Source organism: Chryseobacterium sp. SN22, assembly GCF_008329705.1.
Taxonomy (GTDB): Bacteria; Bacteroidota; Bacteroidia; order Flavobacteriales; family Weeksellaceae; genus Chryseobacterium.
Genome location: NZ_VTSX01000009.1, coordinates 135,963 through 159,902, shown reverse-complemented (window position 1 = coordinate 159,902; position 23,940 = coordinate 135,963). Strand labels below are relative to the sequence as shown.

Here is a 23,940-nt window from a genome sequence, read left to right as displayed (position 1 = left end):
CTTCCATATCTTTAGCTATATGAAATAGTGGAAAATAAACAAATGAAAACAGGAAAAGAAACGGTGAAAAAATAAAGTAGAATGGTATTTTTGATTTCAAAAGTATATTCAAGACAATTAGTGATAAAATAATAAAAAATGAAACATAAATAAAGCGTAGGATATTAACAGGAGAGAAACCTGTCATTAATGTTATCATATAAATAATCTGTCCATCGAGTCCTCTTTTTATAAAGCCGGAAGTATAATTTATAAAGTAATCCGAATTAAAAATAAACTCGTCAAATGATTTTCCAGAAATAAAAGGAATGTTTTTATAGAATAAAAACAGTAAGGCAAAAAGACTAATGATGTTAAATATATTTACAAATAGTTTTGAGTTTAGTATTTTCATGTTTAATCTGCTAAATTAGGATTCAACCATTTTCTCGCTTCTTGTAAGGAAATCTCCTTTCTTACAGAGTAATCCTTCAGCTGGTCTTCCGCGATTTTCCCAAGTCCGAAATATTTGGCGTGCGGGCTTCCAAAATAATATCCGGAAACTGAAGCAGTGGGGAACATTGCCAAACTTTCCGTGAGATAGACCCCGATATTTTCTTCCACTTTTAAGAGATCCCAGATGGCATGTTTTTCCAGGTGGTCAGGACAAGCCGGATAACCCGGAGCGGGACGGATTCCTTTATACTTTTCGGCAATCAGCTCTTCATTGGTTAAGCTTTCCTGATTGGCGTAGCCCCAGTATTCGGTTCTGACTTTTTTGTGTAAAAATTCGGCGTAGGCTTCTGCGAAACGGTCGGCCAGGGCTTTTACCATAATGGCGTTGTAATCGTCATTGGCTTTTTCATATTCTGCGGCCAACTCATCCGTTCCAAAACCAGTAGTTACACAGAAAGCTCCCATATAATCCGTTTTCCCGGAATTTTGGGGAGCGATAAAATCACTTAAAGCCAGGTGGTCTTTTCCTTTGGAACGCTGCGCCTGCTGTCTTAGTGTGATGAATTTCACCTGCTGCTCATGGTTTTCGTCAAAGATGAGAATATCGTCCGTTTCAGTGGAATTGGCTTTAAAAATCCCAAAAACCGCTTTTGCTGTCAGTAATTTCTCATCTAAGATCCGTTTTAAAATCACCTGGGCATCTTTGAACAGTTCTTTTGCCTGCGCTCCGACCACCTCATCTTCAAGGATGTTCGGGTATTTGCCGTGCAGATCCCAGCTTCTGAAAAACGGGGACCAGTCGACAAATGGCAGCAACTCCCGTAAATCCTGGTTTTCAAAAACCTGAATTCCCAATTGGTTCGGAGTAAATATTTCTTCGTTTTTCCAATCGATTTTAAATTTATTTTCTCTTGCTTCCCCGATAGAAACATAATCTTTTTCCACCTGTCGGTTCAGGAATTTTTCCCGGAATTCAGAATAGTCATTTTTTAAGTCTTCAACATATTCTTTGTTCCGGTCGCCCAGTAATGAGCTGACCACGTTTACCGCTCTGGAAGCATCGTTTACGTGAACAACGGCGTTTTTATATTTCAAGTCTATTTTTACAGCGGTATGGGCTTTTGAAGTCGTTGCCCCTCCGATCAGAAGAGGAAAATTGAGGTTCTGTCTTTCCAGTTCCGAAGCGATGTACACCATTTCATCAAGACTTGGCGTAATCAGTCCGCTTAATCCTATAACATCAACCTGATGGTCAATAGCAGCCTGAATAATTTTTTCAGCCGGAACCATTACTCCCAGATCGACAATTTCATAATTGTTACATCCCAGTACAACGCTTACAATATTTTTTCCGATGTCATGAACATCTCCCTTCACCGTTGCCATCAGGATTTTTCCATTCGCCGGCTTTGATCCGTCTTTTTCCGCTTCAATAAACGGCTGTAAATAGGCCACGGCTTTTTTCATTACCCTTGCGGATTTTACCACCTGCGGAAGGAACATTTTACCGCTTCCGAAAAGATCACCGACAACCCCCATTCCTGTCATCAGATTTATTTCGATCACATGTAAAGGCTTTGCCGCCTGCTGTCTGGCTTCTTCCACGTCTTCTTCGATGAAGCGGTCAATCCCTTTGACCAGAGAATGGGTGATTCTTTCCTGTAAAGGTTTTGTACGCCATTCCAGCTCTTCGACTTTTTCTTTTTTGACAGACTTGTGTTTTTCGGAATAATCCAGAAGGCGCTCGGTTGCATCTTCCCTCTTATCAAGAATAACGTCTTCTACCAGCTCAAGAAGTTCTTTATTAATTTCATCATACACTTCGAGCATCGCAGGATTTACAATTCCCATATTCATACCTGCTTGGATGGCATGGTAAAGAAATACCGAATGCATAGCTTCCCTTACGGTATCATTTCCCCTGAAGGAAAAAGAAACATTGGACACTCCCCCGCTTACCGATGCATACGGAAGGTTTTGGCGGACCCATCTTGTTGCTTCTATAAAATCGATGGCATTCCGGCGGTGTTCGTCCATTCCTGTCGCCACAGGAAATATATTTAAATCGAAAATAATATCTTCAGCAGGGAAATTTAAACGATTGACCAGAATATCATAGGACCGTTTTGAAATTTCAATTCTACGTTCATACGTATCGGCCTGCCCAACTTCATCAAACGCCATAACAATCACTGCTGCCCCATATCTCTTAATCGCTTTGGCCTGCTTTATAAATTCTTCTTCTCCTCCTTTTAAACTGATGGAATTAACTACACATTTTCCCTGCGCCACCTGCAAACCCGCTTCAAGAATTTCCCATTTTGAAGAATCGATCATCAATGGGATCCGGGCTATATCCGGTTCGGAAGCTATTAAATTCAGGAACTTAACCATTGAAGCTTTTCCGTCAATCAGTCCGTCATCAAAATTGACGTCCAGAATCTGTGCCCCACCCTCTACCTGGTGGCGGGCAATATCGAGTGCTTCCCCGAATTTTTCTTCTTTTATTAATCTTAAAAATTTTTTAGACCCGGCAACATTGGTTCTTTCCCCAACATTGATAAAATTACTTTCCGGTGTAATAATCAAAGGCTCCAGCCCTGATAATCTTAAATATTTCATCAATTTATTATTCTTCTAAAATATAGTATGCGTTGTTCGCATTCTGCTTCAGCAAATCGACATGTTTGCCCAAAGCCGTAACAATCGGAAACCGTTTGTAGCCCAGATTATGTTCTCTGGAAAATTCTTCGATTTCCTCGGTAATTTCATTATAATAAGCATAACTGTAATTCGGGAACAGATGATGGGCCACATGAAAGTTGAAATTTCCCAACACATTCCTGACAAACCAGTTGTTTTCTTTTAAGTCATTAGTAACTTCCAGTTGATGACGGATCCAGCTGAATGGAAGCCCGTTTTTTTCATCCAGTTTTGGGAAAGCATTATCTGGAAGCGGATGCAGCGGCAACAGGACAAACAAGGCAAAAATACTCGCGGCAATCACCTGTAAAAACCAGGCACCTAAAGCCAGTCCTATTGAAACTTTAAAGAACAATACAGGCACCGCAATCTGATAGAAAAAATAAAACAGCTTGTAAGCCACCATTTTCACTTTTTCTTTTACCGGAATAGCACCCTGGGTTTTAAGAATTACTCTTTCATCATCAAAAAAATCCCTGAAGTCCCTGATAAACATCCAATTGAATAAATACAGAGGATAGACCAGAAAGAAAAACCGGTGCTGGTATTTTTGAATGCCTTTCGCTTTAATCCATGGAACAATCAGGAGCAACCCGCTTTGCTCAATGTCGGTATCCCAACCGTCTACATTGGGATAAGCATGATGGCTGGCAATGTGCCTTTTCTTCCAGATGTATGAATTGGCTCCTACAAAATCAAAGATCTGCAGCACCAGACTGTTGAGCCTTTTGCTTTTAAAAATATTATTGTGTGCCGCTTCATGAATGAGGTTTAAATAAATCAAAACCAAAGAAATTCCCATCAGCACAAAACCTGAAATGTATACCCACGGTTTATCCGCATTAAATAGGGCAAATACATATAAACCGAAATAGACCAAAGGCAGAATGACTGCTTTGATCTGAATATAAATATCGCGGTTTTCAGGAATGGCTTCTACTCTCCGGTTCACTTTCTTCCTTAGTTCATTAAACAATTTTGCATCTTCTGAATCTTTTAAGTAAATAGGTTTTTCCATTATATTTGATTTTTTATGATCATCTAAATACAACAGTAAAAACTGTTCCCTTCTGTTCTTAATTCATCAAAAATCAATTAATTTCAGACAATTTCTTTCACTTTTCTCGGCGGATATTGAGCCACTAAATCGGCAATCGCTTTAATGTGCTCAGGTGTGGTCCCGCAGCAACCTCCGATAATGTTAATCAGGCCCTTTTCAGCATATTCCCTGATCTGACTTGCCATATCTTCCGGTGTCTCATCATATTTCCCAAAAGCATTCGGCAACCCCGCATTCGGATACGCTGAAACATAGAATTCCGAATTGTGCGCCAGCGTTTCCAGATACGGTGTCAGCTGATTGGCTCCCAACGCACAGTTAAAGCCTACACTCAGCAGGTTCAAATGGGAAACGGAGATTAAAAAAGCTTCCGCTGTCTGTCCGCTCAGGGTCCTTCCGGAAGCATCCGTAATGGTTCCGGAAACCATAATCGGGATTTTGATTTCCCTTTCATCCTGGATTTCGTCAATTGCAAATAGTGCCGCTTTAGCATTCAGGGTATCGAAAATGGTCTCCACCAATAGAATATCAGAACCTCCGTCCAATAAGGCCTCACATTGCTGTTTGTAAGCCACTCTGAGTTCTTCAAAGGTGATGGCTCTGTACCCCGGATCGTTTACATCCGGACTTAAGCTGGCCGTTCTGTTGGTCGGTCCGATGGATCCGGCAACAAATCTCGGTTTATCCGGATTTTTAGCCGTGTATTCATCACAGGCTTTTCTCGCAATTTTCGCCGATTCATAGTTTAAGTCATACACCAGGTCTTCCATGTAATAATCAGCCATTGCAATCGTTGTTCCCGAAAAGGTGTTGGTTTCGATAATATCGGCTCCTGCCTCCAGGTACTTTTTGTGGACCTCTTCGATCGCGTGGGGCTGGGTAAGAGATAACAAATCATTGTTTCCTTTTACCGGATGTTCCCAGTTTTTGAAACGCTCGCCCCGGTAGTCTTCTTCCTCAAATTTGTACCGCTGCAACATAGTTCCCATTGCTCCGTCGAGAATTAAAATCCTTTCGGATAATGCCTTGTATAGTTGTTGTGAGTTTTTCATTTTTATGTTTAGGCTAAAGCCTACTTATTTCTTTTTATAATCAAACAGGCTGAAGCCTGTTCCTATTGAATTAATCCAATGCCTGTTTCAAATCCGCAATAATATCATCCACATGTTCCAAACCGACGGAGCAGCGAACCAATCCTGCAGTAATGCCGACCTCGTTTCTCTCCTCATCACTCAGTTTGGAATGGGTGGTTGAGGCAGGATGCGTAACAATGGTTCTGGTGTCTCCCAAATTGGCAGAGAGCGAACACATTTTAATATTGTTTAAAAAGTTTCTTCCGCCTTCAATACCGCCTTTAATTTCAAAAGCGACGATATTCCCGCCCAGCTTCATCTGCTTTTTGGCTGTTTCATAGCTCGGGTGAGATTTGAGGAACGGATACTTTACCAGCTCCACATTCGGATGGCTTTCTAAAAATTCAGCTACTTTCAAAGCGTTCTCGCAATGTTTTTCAACACGGACGGCCAATGTTTCCAGGCTTTTGGATAGCACCCAGGCGTTGAAAGGCGACATGGCCGGCCCCGTATTTCTTGCGAAAAGATAAATTTCACGGATCAGGTCTTCCCTGCCGACCGCTACCCCTCCTAAAACACGGCCCTGTCCGTCAATCAGTTTGGTAGCAGAGTGGACTACGATATCAGCACCGTATTTGATGGGCTGCTGCAGATAAGGGGTTGCGAAGCAGTTGTCCACAATAAAGACAAGGTTGTGTTTCCTGGCAATCTGTCCGAAAAATTCCAGATCCAATACTTCAATCGCCGGATTGGTTGGCGTTTCCAGATATAAAATTTTCGTATTCGGCTGAATGTACTGTTCTACATTTTCCGCATTTTCCGCTTTGAAATAAGTGGTTTCAATATTCCATTTCGGGAAATACTTCGTGAACAGGGTATGGGTAGAACCGAAAACCGACTGGCAGCTTACGATATGATCGCCCGCATTCAGCAAGGTGGCAAAAGTGGAATAAATGGCCGCCATTCCCGTAGCAAAAGCATACCCGGCTTCTGCACCTTCCATTTTTACGATTTTATCGGTGAATTCCGTTACATTCGGGTTTGAGAAACGGCTGTATAAATTCTTCGGTTTTTCTTCGGCAAAGCTCGCCCGCATATCTTCCGCATCTTCAAACATAAAGCTTGAGGTTACGAAAAGCGGCGTAGAATGCTCATCAAACTGGGTTCTCTCCGTCTGGGTTCTTATGGCAAAAGTTTCAAAATTTTCCATACTCTATTTTAGTTTGCCAATGTAGCAGTTTAGCAATATAACAATGATGTGTTGGCAGCATTGGCATGCCTATGGGCATTGTTATCGGTAAACCGTTCCACTGTTATATTGTTACATTTATTTTGTTTCACTTACTCTTAAAATATCTCCAAACACACCTCTTGCAGTTACTTTAGCTCCGGCTCCGGCCCCCATGATCACGATCGGGTTTTCACCATAGCTTTCGGTATAAATCTCAAAAATGGAATCCGAGCCTTTCAGCTGGCCTAAAGCGGAACCTGCAGGAACAGAGATCAGATTCACATCCAGTTCGCCTTTATCTTTCTGCAGATCTCCGTGAAGATCACCAACATATCTCAGTACATGTCCCGGCTCCTGATTGTCTTTAACTTTCTGATATTCTTCATCCAGTTCATCCAGTCTGGAAAGGAATTCCGGTTTTGAAATATCCAGCAGGTTTTCAGGAACAAGATTCTGGATTTTAATGTCACTGAATTCATTAATCAGGTCGAGTTCCCTGGCCAGGATCAGCAGCTTCCTGGCCACGTCATTTCCTGATAAGTCTTCCCTCGGATCCGGTTCGGTATATCCTTTTTCCAATGCTTCATTGATAATGGTGGAAAATTTTTCGTCTCTTAAGGAAAAATTATTGAATACATAACTCAAAGTTCCTGAAAAAACCCCTTTGATCCGTGTAATGTTTTCTCCTGAAAGATGAAGAAGCTTTATGGTATCAATTAAAGGCAAACCGGCACCCACATTGGTCTCGTAAAGGTAACGCCTGTTATTTTTGTTCAACGTATATCTTAGTTTACGGTATTCCTCAATCGGAAGGGTGTTGAATATTTTATTCGATGAAACCAAGTCAAACCCGTTTTCCGCCAATGCATGGTAGTTGTGGACAAAATCTTTACTCGCTGTATTATCGACTACGATTAAGTTTTGCAGTTGGTTTTCTTTTGAAAATCGTATCAGTTCCTGAACATTCGAAGGATGTTCCGCTGTTTTTACCTCATCAATCCAGCGATTGTCAAAGCCTCTTTTATTAAAGGCGATCTTTTTAGAATTGGCTACCGCTACTACTTTCAGGTCAATTTTTTTTCTTTTTCTGATTTCTTCCGACGATTCCAGGACTTGTTGTATCAGGGTTTTCCCGACGTTTCCATGACCGATGATGGCCAGATGTACCGTTTTCGGTTTTTTGGAGATTTCAGATTCGATGATATTTTTTGCTTTTTCATCCTGGGAAGAGGTTACCACAATGTTCACCCGTTTTTCCGCGGCAATCTGGTTCAGAAGCAACGGGAATACATTGTTTCTTGCCAGTTCCGCCAGTATTTTATTGAAATCTTCAGCAACAAAGCCCAGTACCGATACATTATTGATGCTGTAGATCTGGGAAACTTTCCCCGATTTTCTTTCCGCTTCAAATTCGTCAATCAGGCAATTTACTGCCTTTTCAGAGTCGCTTTCCTGAACCAGGATGGAAAGTCCGTTTTCGATAGCCTGCTGGGAAATCACCCCTACACTGATTCGCGCTAAAGTCAGCGCCTTAAAGATCCGCCCGTCGATTCCAATCTCCCCCAGGAAATCTTCTCCTTCAAATTTGATGATGGACCTGTTTTTCAAAAATTTTATTTCGTTTGCATTATTCTTCATCTTACAAAATATTTTTTATGATCGTATTCAATTGTTCGTATTCCATTAAAAAGGCATCGTGTCCATGAATTGATTGTATTTCGTGATAGAAAACATCGGCTTTCCTTTCTTTCAGTTTCTGATAACACATTCGCATTTCGGCCGCCGGAAAGAAAAGATCAGTATCTACTGAAATAATATATATTCTGGACGTAATGCTTTTTAACTTCAATTCATCGGCATTGATATTCATCAGCAAGTGATTCATCAACTTATAGGACATTAAACTAAATCTTTCGTTTAATGCATTACCATGATAAACAAGCCAATCTTCTGACTCTAACCGTTGTTTTTCCTTACTGTATCTGTTTTTAAATCTCCCATTTAATGATTCCGGTGTCCGGTAGCACAGCATAGCATGAATCCTGGCTTTCTGCAGCGGTTCCTCTTCCTGATTCAGTAAAAACTTCTGAACCAGGCATTGGGCATGGAGCCAGTCATGGGTTTTGAAATCGCAGGCAATGGGAATAAAAATTCCGGCCAGACCGGGATTCTTAGCCAGCATTTCCCAGCCGATCCCGCCTCCCAGGGAACCTCCGATAAGAACATGCAGCTTTTTAATATTTAAAAGTTCCAGGCCTTTAAGAAAGATGCCGGCAATGTCAGCCGTAGTGAAATCTTTATACGAATCAATAAAAAAATCATCATAACCGTTTCCGGGAATATTAAAACACAACACCGTATAGCGGTTCGTATCGATCACCTGATTTTCGCCAATTAATTTTTTCCACCAGCCTTTTTCTCCGGCAACTTCAGAGTTTCCGGTCAGTGCATGGTTTACCATGATAACGGGCGCGGAAAACAGGTCTTTCCCGAAAAGCTGATAGCTTAACGGGATATTGTATTCCTTACCGGAACCGGTTTGATACGAAAAGTTAATATAGTTTAGTTCTGTTTTCAATTCTATTATTTTAATACCATTGAAAATGCCACAGGAAATGGCTGAAAAGAACTTCAGTAAGTTATCTGTCCAAAAATAATTTTGGTAGAACGTAGCACCTTCTTTGCTTTCACAAAGGGTTGCTAAGGTTTCGCAGGGTCTAATCCCTCAACCTTTCTTGATAACATTTTCAATATTTGAATGAACGAATGGTGCAAAGATAGAACTTTTCTTTTAAATATTTATAAAAATTTAATTTAACATGAAAAGACGCATCAGCAGAAGGCTCCAGAGAAATATTAAGGATATTTTAAATGATAAGGGTTGGAATTTTTTTCAAAAAAAACTAACTTCGTAAGGAAACTGTTGAAAAATATGATTGCAGAAAAACAAAGATTACAGGACAGCAACTGGAAACACTGGGGACCTTATGTAAGCAACCGGCAATGGGGAAATGTACGTGAAGATTACAGCCCTAACGGCGATGCATGGAATTTTGCCAATCATAATTCCGCAGAAAGCTATGCCTACCGCTGGGGCGAAGAGGGCATCGCCGGAATTTCCGACGTCAAGCAAATTTTCTGTTTTGCCCTTTCATTCTGGAACAAGAAAGACAAGATCGTAAAAGAACGTTTCTTCGGGCTCAGCAATCCTCAGGGAAATCATGGGGAAGATATTAAGGAAATATTCTATTATCTGGACAATACGCCTACGCACAGTTACATGAAAATGGTGTATAAATATCCCATCAACGAATTTCCGTATGATGATATCCGTTCTGAAAATGCAAGACGGAGTAAGAAGCAGCCTGAATATGAAATTTTCGATACCGGTATTTTCGATAAGGATGAATATTTCGATATTTTCATTGAATATGCTAAGGCGGACCATAATGATTTTTTAGTCCGTGTTACGGTATGCAACAGAAGTGAGACAGATGCTCCGATCTTAGTAGTTCCGACTGTCTGGTTTAGAAATAACTGGAAATGGGGCTATAATACATACAAGGGGCAGACGAACGCTTCCCATGAAGGCTGCATCAATATCAATCATGACAGCATTGGAATTAAAAAGTTTTATTCGAGGAACATGCGTGCAGAAAGTGTTTTCTGTGAAAATGAGACGAACAACCCAAAACTTTACGGAACACCCTACCCTGGCAGTACGTACTTTAAAGACGGGATCAACGACTATATTATCTATGGAAGCAATACGGTAAATCCTGAAAAAAGAGGATCAAAAGCTTCTTTTCTAGTTGATGAGACCATTGGTAGCAGAGGATCCAAAGTTTTTGATTTCAGATTGTCGCCCAATGATTTGGATGAGCCGTTTAATGATTTTGATGACATTTTCAATACAAGGATTGCTGAAGCCCAGGAATTTTATGATGAAATTCAGAGCGACGTCACAGACAGCGATGAAAGAAATGTACAGCGCCAGGCATTTGCCGGACTTCTCTGGAACAAGCAGTTTTACCACTACAATGTAGGAAAATGGCTGAAGGGTGACCCTAATTTTGTGGCTCCCCGTGATTTTAACCATTATGTAAGAAATACAGAGTGGAACCACCTTCATAATAAAGACATCATTTCGATGCCGGATAAATGGGAATATCCGTGGTATGCCACCTGGGACCTGGCTTTCCATTGTGTCCCGTTTGCGCTGATTGATGCAGAGTTTGCAAAAGGGCAGCTTCTTTTGCTGACGAAGGAATGGTATATGCATCCGAACGGACAGCTTCCGGCCTACGAGTGGAACCTCAGCGATGTCAATCCGCCGGTACACGCCTGGTCGTGCTTCCGGGTTTTTAAAATTGATGAAAAACAGAACGGCAAACCCGACCTTCTCTTTCTGGAAAAAGTTTTCCAGAAGCTCCTTCTGAATTTTACGTGGTGGGTAAACCGGAAAGATAAAAACGGCAAAAATATTTTCGGCGGAGGTTTTCTCGGGCTCGATAACATCGGTGCTTTTGACCGGAATATGATCCTGAAAGACGGGCAGCATCTTGAGCAGGCAGACGGTACCAGCTGGATGGCAATGTACGCGCTGAATATGATGCGGATGGCTATGGAACTCGCCCAGTATTACCAGGTATATGAAGATATGGCTATTAAATTTTTCGAGCATTATCTTTATATTGCCGAAGCCATGGAAAACCTGGGTGACGGCACCGAAGGCCTGTGGAACGAAGAAGACGGCTTTTTCTATGATGTTCTTCAACTTGGAAACGGCGAAAGTACCTCGCTCAGGCTGCGAAGTATCGTAGGGCTGATCCCGATGTTTGCCGTGGAAATTATTGACCATCACCTCCTTGATAATATGCCGAATTTCGTGGAAAGGATGGACTGGGTGCTGAAAAACAAACCGGAACTGACAAAACTGGTATCCCACTGGGAAGAAGAAGGCCAGGGTAGAAAGCACCTGATGAGCATTCTCCGTAAAACACGTCTGACTAAAGTTTTATCGCGGATGCTTGATGAAAAGGAGTTTCTGAGCCGTTACGGAATCCGTGCCATGTCTAAGGTTTATGAGGAAAACCCGTTTAAATTTTCGGTGCACGGAACGGAAAATATCGTGTATTACACCCCTGCGGAAAGCGACAGCCGGATGTTTGGCGGAAACAGCAACTGGCGGGGCCCGATCTGGTTTCCCATCAACTTCCTTATCGTAGAAAGCCTGCAGCGATTCCATTTTTATTACGGCAACAGCCTAAAGGTTGAACTGCCTACCGGCAGCGGAGAAATGAAAAACCTTGATGAAGTGGCTCAAGATGTCAGCAACAGGCTCTGTTCCATCTTTCTGAAAGATGACGTAGGACAAAGACCCTTTAATGGCGGAAATGCCAAATTTAATTATGATGAAAATTTTAAAGATTATATTACCTTTTTCGAGTATTTCCATGGAGATAACGGCCGGGGGGTAGGTGCATCCCATCAGACCGGCTGGACGGCAACGGTAGCGAAGCTACTGAAGCCTAGACAAAACTAATTATAGTCTATTTACATAAAATAAGCCTTCTGTTTCCGGAAGGCTTATTTTTACATCTATTAATGGTATAAATGATTAAATAGGGATTCCATAGTCAACATCTATATAAAATAATAATTTCAATACTATCTTATCCAATTTAATTGAAAATTAACATTAAATATGAATGTATGCTACATTTTTATCACCAAATCCCTATATTAGCGCTACAAAAAAATAAAATTCTTTATGAAAGGAAAATTACTTACTTTTACCGGATTGATGGTAGCCGGCATCTTCACAAATCATCTGTATGCACAGGATTATCAATCATTTACAGTTCAAAGCGGTTTTAATGCCGATGTCATTGCCAATGGGGTTGGTCCGTCTGCTTCTTCTACTAATAGTGATGTAGATGGAGTAAATTATGCATTTATTTCACGTGACTTCCAGTTAACAGCGAGCAGCACGACACTTACCTACGGCCTTCCGGTTAATGGCATTATTAGCTCTGCGGTTGCCTCTACTTCCGGACTAACCTATCAATTGGGATCATACAGTGCCAATAACTCTTTAAGATTACAGAATGCAGGTGATAACGGAACATTACAGTTTTCAAATCCTCTTTCTGCAAGTGTGGTATATATGCTGGCAACAGGCGGAAGCGGAGACTGTACAGTAGATGCGACTGTGAATTTTACGGATAACACGTCACAAACCTTTACCGGCGTTGCTATTTCCGACTGGTATGGCGGTAGCAGTTACGCCATCCAGGGAATCGGCAGAATAAACAAGACCAATGATAATCTTGAGTCCGGGTCCGGAACGAATCCAAGATTATACCAGCTTCCTTTGACCATCGACGCTACCAATCAATCGAAGGTCGTGAAAAGCGTAACGGTTACCAAAACCGGAACAGGAGGAATTCCCAACATCTTTGGTTTTTCAGCTAATGCGTTCAACCCTTGTGGAAGTCCTACCAATATAATGGCAACCACCACTATGACAGGGGCTACGCTCAGCTGGACAGCTCCGGCGAGCGGTGCTCCGGCTTCAGGATACCAGTACTATTACAGTACCTCTTCCACTCCTCCGACTGCGGCAACAACACCAACAGGTTCGGTAACTTCAGGAACTTCGGTAAATTTAGGGAATTCCCTTACTACAGGACAAACGTATTATTTCTGGGTACGTTCCAACTGTGGCGGCTCTTCACAAAGTTTCTGGAGAATGACACAATTTACGCCGGGACAGATTTCTGCTACTTATACTGCCGGAGATATTAATACCAAGTATGAAAGTTCATCATCCGTAAGCACTACATCAACGACGAACTGTCCGGGGACTTTATCTATTACGATCCCTTCAGGATACAAAGTGCAATCCACAGACGTTACTTACAATATGACTACTGCAGGTAACGGCTGGATGGCTGAGCAAAGAAGTTTGCTGGTATGTACTACTAACGGAAATACTGAAGCTGCTTTAAGCGCAGGATCGGGCTCATCTACAGGAACCTATTCTTATAGCAGAACAGGTCTTACTATAGCTAACGATCTTACAGGAACCGTAAACTATGAACTTAGAGCATGGAGAACGTATGGTGGATCAGATTGTAACGCGGATTATAACAAAGTAGACAACGGAACTTATACGGTAACCGTAACTTTGCAGCCTGCTTCGGCTTTAGCCACCAATGAAGTAAGCACCAAAGGGAACGAAAGGATTGCGTATCCGAATCCGTTTGCTGACATCCTTTACCTTGAAAAAGCGGAAAACGTGAAAAAAGCGGTGGTAACCGATCCTTCAGGGGTTGTAGTAAAAACATTCGAAAATCCTTCTTCTGAGCTATTCTTAGGTGGTGCTAAATCAGGGATGTATATTCTTACCTTAACCATGAAAGACGGTTCTGTAAAGAGCATGAAGACGATTAAAAAATAATAGTTTACATATCCATACAAAAAAACCGGTCAGAATAATATCTGACCGGTTTTTTTTAATCTGAGTTTTATGCTTCTGCCATTTCTCCGTTTACGAAGACCTCATAACCGATTTCTACGTTCGGTTCCAGCGTTTTGGAGACGGAACAGTATTTTTCGAAAGACAGCTGTGCTGCTTTGTATGCTTTTTTAGGATCGACGTTTCCTTCCAGAAGAAATTTTACTTTAATGGATTTAAAGGGTTTTGCGTCATCCACAGGAATCCTTTCGCCTTCTACTTCAGCCTGGAATCCCGTAATTTCCTGCCGCTGCTTTTTCAGGATAGCCACTACGTCAATTCCGCTGCATCCGGCTACGGCCATCAATACGCTTTCCATCGGGGAAACACCTTTTGCTCCGGGCTGTGTGGTATTATCCAGTAAGATTGAATTTCCCTGGCCATTGGTACATTCAAATAAAAAATCGTCGTTGATTCGGTTCAGTGTTATTTTCATTATTGTTTATTGCTTATTGCTTCTTCAAAATTACAAAATACCCCGGGCTTTGATTTCCAGGTATTTATTGATTACATCCACATTCAGGTTTTCCGGAAGGGTGTACACTGAGTAAATTCCGTATTTCCTGAGTTCCTGAATAATCAGCTTCTTTTCAAACTCGAATTTTTCTGCGATAATCTCATCATAGATTTCCTGTGTGCTTTCGGGATTTTTATGAATCAGGGTCTGCAGTTCTGAGTTTTTAAAAAATATGACTACCAGCAAATGGTTTTTGGCGATTCCGCGAAGGTATTTCAGCTGGCGGTTAAGGCCGTCCAGGGTTTCAAAATTGGTAAACAGCAAAACCAGGCTCCTCTGGTTCAGAGAATACTTTACATCCTGATACAGCCTGTTAAAATCGCTTTCAAAAAAATCCGTTTTAATATTGTAAAGGGCGTCCGAAATTTTTCTCAGCTGTCCCGATTTATTTTCCGCCGCTATTTTATTCTCCGTTTTTTTTGAAAAGGTCATCATCCCGGCACGGTCGCCTTTTTTAAGAATGATATGGGATAAAGCCATTGTTGCATTAATCGAATAGTCCAGCAGGCTCAATCCGTTAAACGGCATTTTCATGGTCCGGCCTTTATCAATCAGCATAAAAATACGCTGGGCTTTTTCGTCCTGAAACTGATTAACCATCAAACGGGTTGTCTTGGAAGTTGCTTTCCAGTTGATGGTCCGGATATCATCACCCGGCACATAGTCTTTGATCTGCTCGAATTCCATGGTGTGACCCAGTTTCCTTATTTTCTTCATTCCACCAAGCAGAAATTCACTTTGTAAAGCCATCAGTTCATATTTCCTTAAATGGATAAATGACGGATAGGCGGGCAGATTCGCATCTTTCTGAAAGCTGAACCGTTTTGAAACCAAACCCAAAGGTGAAGAAACATAAATATGCAGACTTCCAAAGTTGTATTCCCCTCTTTCTTTAGGTTCCAGGATGTACTGGAAAAAAGTATTTTTTCCCGGTTCAATCTTTTTTTCAATTAAGAAATCCCTTTTCTGAAACTGAAATGGTATTTCATCAATGACATTGATATGAATCGTAAAGCCGTAATCGTTTTTAATATCAATTTTCACCGGATTTTCATCGCCGTTCGACAATTTTTCCGGAAGGATTCTCTGGGCTGAAATTCCTTTTTTCTGATTGAAGATAAGAAGTCCGTCGACCATTGCCGCCAGAAAGCAGAGCAGCAGAACGATATGAGCCACAACCATAACCCATGGCAAGAAGAAGGCAAAAACATACAGTATCCCCACTGTGATGAGTGCGAAGAAAAAGCGTGTATTAATGTATAAGTTCTTCATTGACTATATGTTTATCTAAGCTGCAAAACCTGCAGCAGGGTTCTATCTCGGGATTTCTATCCCTTCCAAAATCTGCCTGATAATTTCATCGGCCGTCAGGCCTTCCATTTCACGCTCCGGCGAAACGATTACCCGATGCCTCAATACGGCGTAGCTGGCTTCCTTAATGTCTTCCGGTGTCACGAAATCTCTTCCCCGTAATGCGGCAAATGCTTTGGAAGCCGTCAACAGCGCCAAACTGGCTCGCGGAGAAGCCCCCAGATAAAGGAACTGGTTTTCCCGGGTGTTGATGATAATTTTCGCAATATATTCAATCAGCTGCGCTTCCACAATGATTTCTTTTACCAGATGCTGGTAAGTCTTCAGCTGCTGCGCGGTAATTACTTTCCGGACTACATCAGTCTTATCTTCCTGTTTGCTTTCGTGCTGGTTCCTGATGATGGCAATTTCCTGATCAAGGTTCGGATAGCCGACATTGATTTTAAATAAAAAACGATCCAGCTGTGCTTCCGGAAGCCTGTAGGTTCCTTCATGCTCAATTGGGTTTTGGGTAGCCACTACCAGGAAAGGTTCTTCCATAATGTATCTTATACCGTCCATGGTAATCTGCCTTTCTTCCATTACCTCAAATAGGGCAGCCTGGGTTTTGGCCGGCGACCTGTTGATCTCATCAATCAGAATGAAACTGGAGAAAATAGGGCCCTTTTTAAATTCAAACTCAGAGTTTTTCACACTGAATACAGAAGTTCCCAAAATATCGGAAGGCATGAGATCCGGCGTAAACTGGATCCTGCTGAACCCGACATCGATGGTTTTAGCCAATAGCTTTGCCGTAATGGTTTTAGCTACCCCCGGTACCCCTTCGATCAGAACGTGTCCATTCGATAAAAGTGCAGCTAAAAGATGTTCAATCATACTTTCCTGCCCGACAATAACCTGGGCAATTTCGGATTTTACTTTTTCAAGACTCGTACGAAGCTCGATCATATCAATCCGCGATTGAAACTGATCTTCTTTTTTATCAAGATTAATAGAGCTCTGAGGCTCCGTATTCGGGTTATCTAAGTTTTCCATATTTTATAATTTTCAATGCAGTTTTTAATATAATAATTTACCAATGGACCGGTATACCGGTTTAGCAGTTATTCTAAACTATTACTCTTTTCTATTGTTACGTTATTAAACTGTTATATTGCTACATTATCATGTTGTTATATTTTAATTATTTCGTCAAGCAGCTTATTCATTCTGGCAAGGTCTTCTTTCATTACCAGTGCGTATGGATCCTGCGCTTTCCTGATCAGGACGATGGCTTCATCAATTGTTTCCATGGGCGTCCCGGTTTTCAGGTGAAGTTTTTTGGCAAATTCCGCATCGAGGTTCTGGGTATCGATCAGAAGGTCCATTCTTACTTTATTCAGGAAATACTGTCCTTTCTTAGCCATCATATCATGAAAATCGCCTTCCTGCAGATATAAATTGCCGATGCTTTTTACAAAATCCACCGAAGTATTTTTCAGCGGCTCTATCATAGGTACGATGCGTTGTTTTCTTTTGGTATTGAAGAAAATAAAAAGTGCCAGGCCACCCAGAAGCACCCACCATGCATATTTTAACGCAGGATTTGAAAGGATAAACCGCAGGAAAAACCGTGATTCTATGGTGTTGCTTTCATCAAACCACACCGTCTCTCTGTTGTCCAGATAGGAAAAAACAGCCTGTGCATATCTTACACTCCCTTTTCTCAACAGATAAAAATTGGTGATAAAAATTGGTTCACAATGTACGTAAAAATGGCCTTTACCATAATTTACCTTGATGAAATTCGCCTGGTCGGCATTGTTTTTTTCAACGGTTTTCCCGAGGACTTCTGTTCCCGGCCGGATGAAAGTGAATCCTCTCCCGGATGGAAATTTATCAAGCTGGATAAAATCGTTTTGGTATTTTTTATCCGTAAGCTTCAATACATTTTCGTCTTCAAAAGAGATTTTAGAGTCGTAATATCCGATGCTGTCGGAAATTTCTTTCGGAATATCACTGACGATCAACATCGCGTCCGAGCCTTTGGCAACCTCCTCAAAAACCCTGTTCCACGATTCGCCGTCTACTTCATGCTCAATAATCAGAATGTTATGCGGCTTTTTCGTTTTGTTCTGATTGTAATAGTCGTAAGGGGTCTGGTCGCTCTTTGTTATTTTATTTTTAAACAGATCCCTGGCTTCATTGTTAAAGACAAAGAGACCGAACGGTGATTTCTGGTAGGTTTTGAAGTTTTTCCGCCAGTCTGTGCTTTCCGTTTTATTGACCTCAAACAACGCCAGAATAATCATCACCACGATGAAGATTACAGCATATATTTTGAAAGTTTTGTTCATGATCAGGTTTAATTACGGTTTAAATGACTGGTATTGGTTCTTGAATTTCAGATAGCTTGTTTCATCAATGATGAATTCCCCATACCATACATAATCGAAAATATAGGCAAGATCATAAAACTGGTTTTTCAGGTGGGGAGCTTTCAGCTCTGCCAGATAATCCTTGTTTGTTTTTTCTGGATTCCAGGTGATGAGTTTTTTATCGCTCAGTTTTTTCAGGGTATACAGAAACTGGTACCGCACCGCCGAACGGAAATCGCCCGACTTCTCGAGCTTCAGGATGCTTTCGGGGAAGTTGATCTCATGGATGTTTTCATGAAGTTCTTCATCCCTGATGTCCAACTTACGGTTTTTCTTTCCGAAGAATGAAACCCCGCCGTTCGCGATTAAATATTTAATAATGAAATATAGGAGGAACCCAATCAGCAAGATAGCAAAAAAACGAATCAGAATACCCGCTATGCTTCCGCTTCTTGTGAAAATAGTTTGCCCGAAGATGGTCTCCATCAACCGGCCGATCTTATTCATTAATTTTTCCCAGAAAGACATGCGGGGCTTTACCGTTGTATAATCAAAATCCTTCCCTTTGTACCGCGAAGAGATATTGGGTTTAAAACTTTTAGGATAGACTGTATTTTCACTGACCGGATTTTTCTTAAGGATGGAATCCGCACGGTACATATTCCGGTAATGCCCGGTATTGATGGAATCTAAATAGACTTCCGCTGCCGGAGCAGGCGGATCATTTTCCGTCTGAGCAGATAAGCGTACAGCGGATAAAAAAATCAGTAAGAAAACGATCAGCTTATTCATTACTTCCGATGGTTTCTATTTCTGCAAGTTCCATTTTCTGGTGAAGGTCTGTCCGGCTGTCATAGTACATCAACCCTGAATTTACATATAAAACATTCATCAGCAAAGTAGAAACCAGGGACGAAATACCATACATGAAGAAAAATAATATCCCGAAACTTCCGTCCAGAGGATTCTGCTCAAAATTTCCGTCCGGAGCTGTAGTCGTGAGTTTTGCGAAGTAAATAATCATCGGCACAGCCGTAAAAATACTGCTCACAATATAAAACAGCAGCCCCATGATCAGGGTAGATCCCCAGTATTTCCAGTATGGCGAACTTTCCCGCCCGTTCGGATAGGAAAACTGTGAACGGATGGCGTAGCTCAGGCTCTCGAAGAAACCTCGGTTTCCGTTAAAATAATCGTAACAGAGGAAAGTTACGGTATTAAAAAGGTTGGGAACGACAAAAAGCATTAAAGCAAGACCGATGATAATGAGAATCAAGATATAGGAAATCCCGAAAAGAACGGTTGCAGCCGGCATTACCAACAAGATTAGCCCCAGATAAAGTTTAAATACTTTCCTGATGTGGGTTTTAAAATCACTTAAAATATCATCTGTTTTTATAAGGATGTTTCCTTCCGCAACCCTCTTCATATAAAAAACAGGAAAAAGAAGATTGATCGTTATCAGCGCTGTTGAAAGGATAAATAAAAAAATTCCCAAAATAACAAACAGTCCGACATTATCTGATAAATATTGTTCCAGGTAATAGCTCTGTCCACTGATATTGGACCCGAAAAGGACACCGAAAAATTCCCTGAATCCAAAGACCATAACGATCACCATCAGAATCAGCAGCAATCCGTTCAGAAGGATGAAATTTTTGAAGTAATTTTTTCCGTATAATTTGAAGAAGGTGAAACTGTCACTGATAAAAGTTCCGAAATCTCTTTTTTTATAGAACTGCATGATGAATCTGGTTATTGTTTTTTTTATAGACTATGGATGGATACACAAAATAATAAAATCCGATTACGGCCAGTGAGCCGAAGATGATGATTACATTCAGAAACAAAGGCATAGTCAATGCATGCCGGGTCACATATCCTTCGATAATGCCTGCACAGATCGTAAAAGGAACGGTGCTTAAAAATATTTTAAATGAATCCCTGAATCCGTTTTTGAAAGAGCTGAAGCGGGAATATGTTCTCGGAAATAAAATAGATGTTCCCAGGATCAGACCGCACATGGCTTCCACCACCATGGCAAAAATCTCGAATACGCCGTGAAGCCAAATTCCCCGTGCACTGTCTCCTAAAGCCCCGTAATCATAGAAAAAATACTGAAAGGAACCCAGCATGACGCTATTGGAGAGCAATGCATATAAAGTCCCTATTCCTCCGGTCACACCGTAAATATACAGCTTGGCACCAACCCCGATGTTGTTGAAAATAATTCCGATCGTACTGCCCCAGGTGGAGCCGCTCTGGTAAACCCCGACGGCATTTCCGCTTTTGATATTTTCGATGGTCTGATTCACGTAGTCTTCCCCTAAAATAATTTTGGCAAAATCTTTATCATAAACGGCCGAGAGTATTCCGATTAATGTAAACAATGTGAAAAAGAGAAATGCATATCCAAGGTACCGCCTGTACTGGTAAACCAACAGAGGAACTTCTGTTTTAAAGAAATAAACCAGCCTGTTCTCTTCTACCCTTTTCGTTTTATAGATCTTCTGGAAAATCTGGGCTGAAAGGTGATTGAGATAGACGGTCGTGTTACTTTTCGGGTAATAGGTCTGTGCAAAAGAAAGATCATTGACCAGGTTGATGTACAACGAAGAGAGGTCATCGGGATTTTTTTTGATTTTCCCCTGGATAACCTGTTCGATTCCCAACCATTTTTCTTTATTTTGTTTAATGAAATAAACTTCTCTCATAATTGTAAGGCTAAAATAATAAAAATTATGTCTCAAATCGCCATTAATACCTCACAAAATGTAAATATTAATTTCAATACGGCCAGCGTCGGAGACCGGATGATTGCATTTATTCTGGACCTTTTGATGAAGGTAGCTTATACCATTGCTGTTTTTTACATTTTCTTTAATATTCTGGATTTGGGCAGCCTGCTGAACGGCCTTGATCCCTGGTCTGTACGGGCAGTGTATGTTATCCTTCTTTTTCCGACCTTCATTTATCCCCTGGTTCTGGAAAGCCTGATGGAAGGTCAGACGCCCGGTAAGAAAATAATGAAGATCCGCGTGGTAAAAATTGATGGCTATCAGGCGGGATTCGGGGATTATATGATCCGCTGGGTATTCCGGATTATCGATACGACGTTTATGGGAGTGGTAGGACTGATTGCCATGATCGTTTCTAAAAACAACCAGCGGCTGGGCGATATCGCTACCGGTACCGCAGTGATTTCACTGAAAAACAGCATTAATATTTCCCATACGATTCTGGAAAATATCAAAGAAGACTATATTCCTACTTTCCCGCAGGTGATTGCCCTGAGCGATAACGATATGCGGATCATCAAAGACAATTACCTGAAAGCCATCCGGGTAGACGACCGGCAGATCATCAGCCGGCTTTCCGACAAGATCAAAAGCATCCTGAAGCTTGAAGTGGACGCTGCTAAAATGACAGAAAGGCAATTCATCGGCGTGGTGATCAAGGATTATAATTATTATACGGGAAAGGACAGCTAAGTTCAGGTGAAGTGTGAATTTTGATGCTCTTATAAATTTCATTGTTTAATATATTTCAAATCTAAAAATTTAAAACTAACGGCAAGGCTAATTCACTACTAACCATTCACCTAAATCCGTACGGTGTGGTTTTTGCATTTTTCAGATTAAAAATTTAATTATGCAGTTCGAGAATAACAAATCAGGAAACGGCGGATTGATTACGCTGAATAATGAAACCAAGGAAGTCGGAAGGCTGACCTATACTCTATTTCCACAGGATAACCGCCTGGTCATCTCATTTGTTCTGGTCCACCGGGAATTTGAAGGTCGGGGAATGGGGAAATACCTGGTGGAAGAAGCCATTAAATTTGCCCGCGAAAACAACTGGAAAGTTTATCCGCACTGTTCGTATGCAAGAGCGGTCATGAGAAGAATGAATGATGTAGAAGATGTGTTTTTAGAACGTTAAAACTTCTTTGGTAAGGATTTCTTCAATATCATCGGGATAATCCACTTTAAGGTGCTGATTTGAGTTTATCCAAGCCTGTATCTCTTCAAGCTTCAGGACTTTAGAATTCGATATCCCCATTTTGTCCAATGCGCAGGCATTGCATTCCTGTTCATATTGATTGTGAATAGGAATGACAAATAATTTTTTATCCATAAAAAGCGCTTCGGCAGGACTTTCAAAACCCGCATTGCAGAGAATTCCTTCACAATTTTCAAAAGCTTTTAAATACCGGAGTTCATCAATCGGAAAAATTTCAACATTACTTTCTCTGAACTGCAAATGGGAATACTTGGAAAAAACCTTCCATTCAACGGGAATCTGTTTTAAAATCTTAATAATATTTTCATCTGAGAAACTCGGCAGGTAAACTAGGTAAAATCCTTTTTTTTCAGGACAAAGATTTCTGATTTTATGTCTGATGACAGGTTTTTTGATCTGTGGATGGTAATTTTCGAAATGAAAGCCGATCCTTTTTTTGCTGGGAACGTAATATTTAAGCACCAGTTCTCCGAAGAAGTCCTTTTTTTCAGGCTTTGGCGTTTCTTTAAACAGCATGGAAACCTGATGACTCAGCTCAATCATGGGCAGCTTTTTTAAGGCACATGCCCAACCTGTCAGCGGTTCATAATCATTAATAATTAAATCATATTTTGAAAGCTCGATTTCCTGTATATTCTTAATGGCTTCCAGAAAATTATTATCGGTAAAAGTTTTGCGGTAAGATAACCCGCCAGTTTTGTTATAGAGCAGGGAAACCCCTTTGTATTGAAAATTGACATCAAAACCTGCCTTTAATTGCGATTGATGGCCACTAATTAAAGTATCAACTGACGCATACTTTTTTAAGATCGGAACGATTTCCTGTGCCCTTGCGACATGCCCGTTGCCGGTTCCCTGGAAAGAATAGAGGATTTTCATTTGGCAAAATTGGTTACGATTTTTAAAAGCTCCGTATTGTCAATGTCTTTAATTTCCTCAATATCATCTTTCAGCAAATGCTTGTGCTCATCATAATAAAAAATTTTCCATTCGTTGTCATGGTATTCCAATGCAGAAAGATTTTCGATCCAGTCTCCTGAATTCATATAAACACATGAACCTTTTTTATTAACGACTCTACGGATCTGAGGCTGATGAATGTGGCCACAGACAACGTAATCATAATGGTTATCAATCGCCAGTTCCGAAGCAGTAAGTTCAAAATCCCCGATGTATTTTACCGCCTTCTTTACATTATTTTTGATTTTTTTTGAAAACGAGTATTTTTCCCGGCCCATTTTTTCCAGAAACCAGTTTACCATATTGTTGATAACAATCAGCAGGTCGTAGCCTTTTCCTCCAAGTTTGGCGATCCATTTTGAATGCTGTACGGACGCGTCAAAAACATCCCCATGGAAGATCCAGGTTTTTTTATTATTAACATTCAGGCAGATTTTATTGCAGACTTTGAGTTTACCCAATTCGAAGTCGGTAAACTTCCGGAACATCTCGTCGTGATTTCCGGTGATGTAGAAAACATCGGTATTTTTTGTAGCCAGTGAAAGGATCTTCTTGATCACTTTCAGATGAGGTTTAGGGAAGTAAGACTTTTTGAACTGCCAGATATCAATAATATCGCCGTTCAGCACTAAAATTCTAGGCTGAATAGAATTAAGATACCTTAGTAATTCTTTAGCCTTACATCCATAAGTTCCCAAATGAACATCCGATATCACAACCAATTCAACGTTTCTTTTCATAGTTTTAT

20 protein-coding genes and 1 riboswitch are annotated in these 23,940 nt (G+C 40.9%); of the genes, 4 read left to right on the top strand and 16 right to left on the bottom strand.

Annotated elements, in window-relative coordinates; all coding sequences use genetic code 11:
- From FY557_RS20315 to FY557_RS20595, 7 genes are all read right to left on the bottom strand, one after another.
- On the bottom strand, window positions 1–394 hold a 394-nt coding region (locus tag FY557_RS20315), incomplete at its 3' end, for a hypothetical protein (protein ID WP_228451729.1).
- 2 nt (window positions 395–396) lie between these two features.
- Entirely contained in the window at window positions 397–3,057 is a 2,661-nt protein-coding gene (metH, locus tag FY557_RS08085; RefSeq protein WP_149246754.1) for a methionine synthase, read from the bottom strand.
- Between the two features lie 7 nt (window positions 3,058–3,064).
- Window positions 3,065–4,156, bottom strand: a complete 1,092-nt coding sequence (locus FY557_RS08080; protein ID WP_149246753.1) for a fatty acid desaturase family protein — start codon at window positions 4,154–4,156, stop codon at window positions 3,065–3,067.
- Between the two features lie 83 nt (window positions 4,157–4,239).
- Window positions 4,240–5,250, bottom strand: coding sequence for a homocysteine S-methyltransferase family protein (locus FY557_RS08075; RefSeq protein ID WP_149246752.1), 1,011 nt, complete (start codon window positions 5,248–5,250; stop codon window positions 4,240–4,242).
- A gap of 70 nt (window positions 5,251–5,320) precedes the next feature.
- Complete coding sequence (locus tag FY557_RS08070) at window positions 5,321–6,481, bottom strand: O-succinylhomoserine sulfhydrylase (RefSeq protein WP_149246751.1); 1,161 nt, start codon at window positions 6,479–6,481, stop codon at window positions 5,321–5,323.
- A gap of 117 nt (window positions 6,482–6,598) precedes the next feature.
- On the bottom strand, window positions 6,599–8,140 hold the full coding sequence (locus FY557_RS08065) for an ACT domain-containing protein (RefSeq protein WP_149246750.1): 1,542 nt from the start codon (window positions 8,138–8,140) through the stop codon (window positions 6,599–6,601).
- A 1-nt stretch (window position 8,141) separates the two neighbouring features.
- Window positions 8,142–9,080 (bottom strand): alpha/beta fold hydrolase, encoded by a 939-nt coding sequence (locus FY557_RS20595; protein WP_149246749.1) that lies wholly within the window; start codon window positions 9,078–9,080, stop codon window positions 8,142–8,144.
- Window positions 9,081–9,138: 58 nt separating this feature from the next.
- A riboswitch (SAM riboswitch) is annotated at window positions 9,139–9,247 on the bottom strand.
- A gap of 187 nt (window positions 9,248–9,434) precedes the next feature.
- Here FY557_RS20595 and FY557_RS08055 point away from each other — a divergent pair.
- Together FY557_RS08055 and FY557_RS08050 are read left to right on the top strand one after the other, a co-directional pair.
- On the top strand, window positions 9,435–12,047 hold the full coding sequence (locus tag FY557_RS08055; protein ID WP_149246748.1) for an MGH1-like glycoside hydrolase domain-containing protein: 2,613 nt from the start codon (window positions 9,435–9,437) through the stop codon (window positions 12,045–12,047).
- Between the two features lie 228 nt (window positions 12,048–12,275).
- A complete protein-coding gene (locus FY557_RS08050; protein WP_149246747.1) occupies window positions 12,276–13,967 on the top strand; it encodes a T9SS type A sorting domain-containing protein in 1,692 nt (563 codons plus the stop codon).
- Window positions 13,968–14,034: 67 nt separating this feature from the next.
- On the opposite strand, the gene FY557_RS08045 is transcribed toward FY557_RS08050, so the two are convergent.
- The 7 genes from FY557_RS08045 to FY557_RS08015 all read right to left on the bottom strand — a co-directional run bounded on the left by FY557_RS08045 (window position 14,035) and on the right by FY557_RS08015 (window position 20,923).
- Window positions 14,035–14,460, bottom strand: a complete 426-nt coding sequence (locus FY557_RS08045; RefSeq protein WP_149246746.1) for an OsmC family protein — start codon at window positions 14,458–14,460, stop codon at window positions 14,035–14,037.
- A gap of 30 nt (window positions 14,461–14,490) precedes the next feature.
- On the bottom strand, window positions 14,491–15,813 hold the full coding sequence (locus FY557_RS08040; protein ID WP_149246745.1) for a DUF58 domain-containing protein: 1,323 nt from the start codon (window positions 15,811–15,813) through the stop codon (window positions 14,491–14,493).
- Between the two features lie 42 nt (window positions 15,814–15,855).
- On the bottom strand, window positions 15,856–16,887 hold the full coding sequence (locus FY557_RS08035; protein ID WP_185151683.1) for an AAA family ATPase: 1,032 nt from the start codon (window positions 16,885–16,887) through the stop codon (window positions 15,856–15,858).
- A 137-nt stretch (window positions 16,888–17,024) separates the two neighbouring features.
- Complete coding sequence (locus FY557_RS08030) at window positions 17,025–18,188, bottom strand: hypothetical protein (protein WP_149246744.1); 1,164 nt, start codon at window positions 18,186–18,188, stop codon at window positions 17,025–17,027.
- A gap of 12 nt (window positions 18,189–18,200) precedes the next feature.
- A complete protein-coding gene (locus FY557_RS08025; RefSeq protein WP_149246743.1) occupies window positions 18,201–19,001 on the bottom strand; it encodes a DUF4129 domain-containing protein in 801 nt (266 codons plus the stop codon).
- On the bottom strand, window positions 18,994–19,953 hold the full coding sequence (locus FY557_RS08020; RefSeq protein ID WP_228451728.1) for a DUF4013 domain-containing protein: 960 nt from the start codon (window positions 19,951–19,953) through the stop codon (window positions 18,994–18,996). Before FY557_RS08020 ends, FY557_RS08025 begins: the two co-directional genes overlap by 8 nt.
- Window positions 19,940–20,923, bottom strand: a complete 984-nt coding sequence (locus FY557_RS08015; RefSeq protein ID WP_149246741.1) for a stage II sporulation protein M — start codon at window positions 20,921–20,923, stop codon at window positions 19,940–19,942. Before FY557_RS08015 ends, FY557_RS08020 begins: the two co-directional genes overlap by 14 nt.
- Before the next feature lie 27 nt (window positions 20,924–20,950).
- Between FY557_RS08015 and FY557_RS08010 the strand changes: the two genes are divergently transcribed.
- Entirely contained in the window at window positions 20,951–21,700 is a 750-nt protein-coding gene (locus FY557_RS08010) for an RDD family protein (protein WP_149246740.1), read from the top strand.
- Window positions 21,701–21,860: 160 nt separating this feature from the next.
- Window positions 21,861–22,151 (top strand): GNAT family N-acetyltransferase, encoded by a 291-nt coding sequence (locus FY557_RS08005; protein ID WP_149246739.1) that lies wholly within the window; start codon window positions 21,861–21,863, stop codon window positions 22,149–22,151.
- Here FY557_RS08005 and FY557_RS08000 read toward each other — a convergent pair.
- Together FY557_RS08000 and FY557_RS07995 are read right to left on the bottom strand one after the other, a co-directional pair.
- Window positions 22,140–23,111 (bottom strand): glycosyltransferase family protein, encoded by a 972-nt coding sequence (locus tag FY557_RS08000; RefSeq protein ID WP_149246738.1) that lies wholly within the window; start codon window positions 23,109–23,111, stop codon window positions 22,140–22,142. The genes FY557_RS08005 and FY557_RS08000 overlap by 12 nt on opposite strands.
- Entirely contained in the window at window positions 23,108–23,932 is an 825-nt protein-coding gene (locus FY557_RS07995; RefSeq protein WP_149246737.1) for a UDP-2,3-diacylglucosamine diphosphatase, read from the bottom strand. The genes FY557_RS08000 and FY557_RS07995 overlap by 4 nt, the downstream gene beginning before the upstream one ends.
- Window positions 23,933–23,940: the final 8 nt, after the last annotated feature.

Coding starts and splice junctions, on each gene's coding strand:
- FY557_RS08035 (WP_185151683.1), bottom strand. CDS start 16,887: ATGGAAAACTTAGATAACCCGAATACGGAGCCTCAGAGCTCTATTAAT.
- FY557_RS08025 (WP_149246743.1), bottom strand. CDS start 19,001: ATGAATAAGCTGATCGTTTTCTTACTGATTTTTTTATCCGCTGTACGC.
- FY557_RS08050 (WP_149246747.1), top strand. CDS start 12,276: ATGAAAGGAAAATTACTTACTTTTACCGGATTGATGGTAGCCGGCATC.
- FY557_RS08075 (WP_149246752.1), bottom strand. CDS start 5,250: ATGAAAAACTCACAACAACTATACAAGGCATTATCCGAAAGGATTTTA.
- FY557_RS08070 (WP_149246751.1), bottom strand. CDS start 6,481: ATGGAAAATTTTGAAACTTTTGCCATAAGAACCCAGACGGAGAGAACC.
- FY557_RS08065 (WP_149246750.1), bottom strand. CDS start 8,140: ATGAAGAATAATGCAAACGAAATAAAATTTTTGAAAAACAGGTCCATC.
- FY557_RS08000 (WP_149246738.1), bottom strand. CDS start 23,111: ATGAAAATCCTCTATTCTTTCCAGGGAACCGGCAACGGGCATGTCGCA.
- FY557_RS08040 (WP_149246745.1), bottom strand. CDS start 15,813: ATGAAGAACTTATACATTAATACACGCTTTTTCTTCGCACTCATCACA.
- FY557_RS08015 (WP_149246741.1), bottom strand. CDS start 20,923: ATGAGAGAAGTTTATTTCATTAAACAAAATAAAGAAAAATGGTTGGGA.
- FY557_RS08080 (WP_149246753.1), bottom strand. CDS start 4,156: ATGGAAAAACCTATTTACTTAAAAGATTCAGAAGATGCAAAATTGTTT.
- FY557_RS08020 (WP_228451728.1), bottom strand. CDS start 19,953: ATGCAGTTCTATAAAAAAAGAGATTTCGGAACTTTTATCAGTGACAGT.
- metH (WP_149246754.1), bottom strand. CDS start 3,057: ATGAAATATTTAAGATTATCAGGGCTGGAGCCTTTGATTATTACACCG.
- FY557_RS08005 (WP_149246739.1), top strand. CDS start 21,861: ATGCAGTTCGAGAATAACAAATCAGGAAACGGCGGATTGATTACGCTG.
- FY557_RS08055 (WP_149246748.1), top strand. CDS start 9,435: ATGATTGCAGAAAAACAAAGATTACAGGACAGCAACTGGAAACACTGG.
- FY557_RS08010 (WP_149246740.1), top strand. CDS start 20,951: ATGTCTCAAATCGCCATTAATACCTCACAAAATGTAAATATTAATTTC.
- FY557_RS08030 (WP_149246744.1), bottom strand. CDS start 18,188: ATGAACAAAACTTTCAAAATATATGCTGTAATCTTCATCGTGGTGATG.
- FY557_RS08045 (WP_149246746.1), bottom strand. CDS start 14,460: ATGAAAATAACACTGAACCGAATCAACGACGATTTTTTATTTGAATGT.
- FY557_RS07995 (WP_149246737.1), bottom strand. CDS start 23,932: ATGAAAAGAAACGTTGAATTGGTTGTGATATCGGATGTTCATTTGGGA.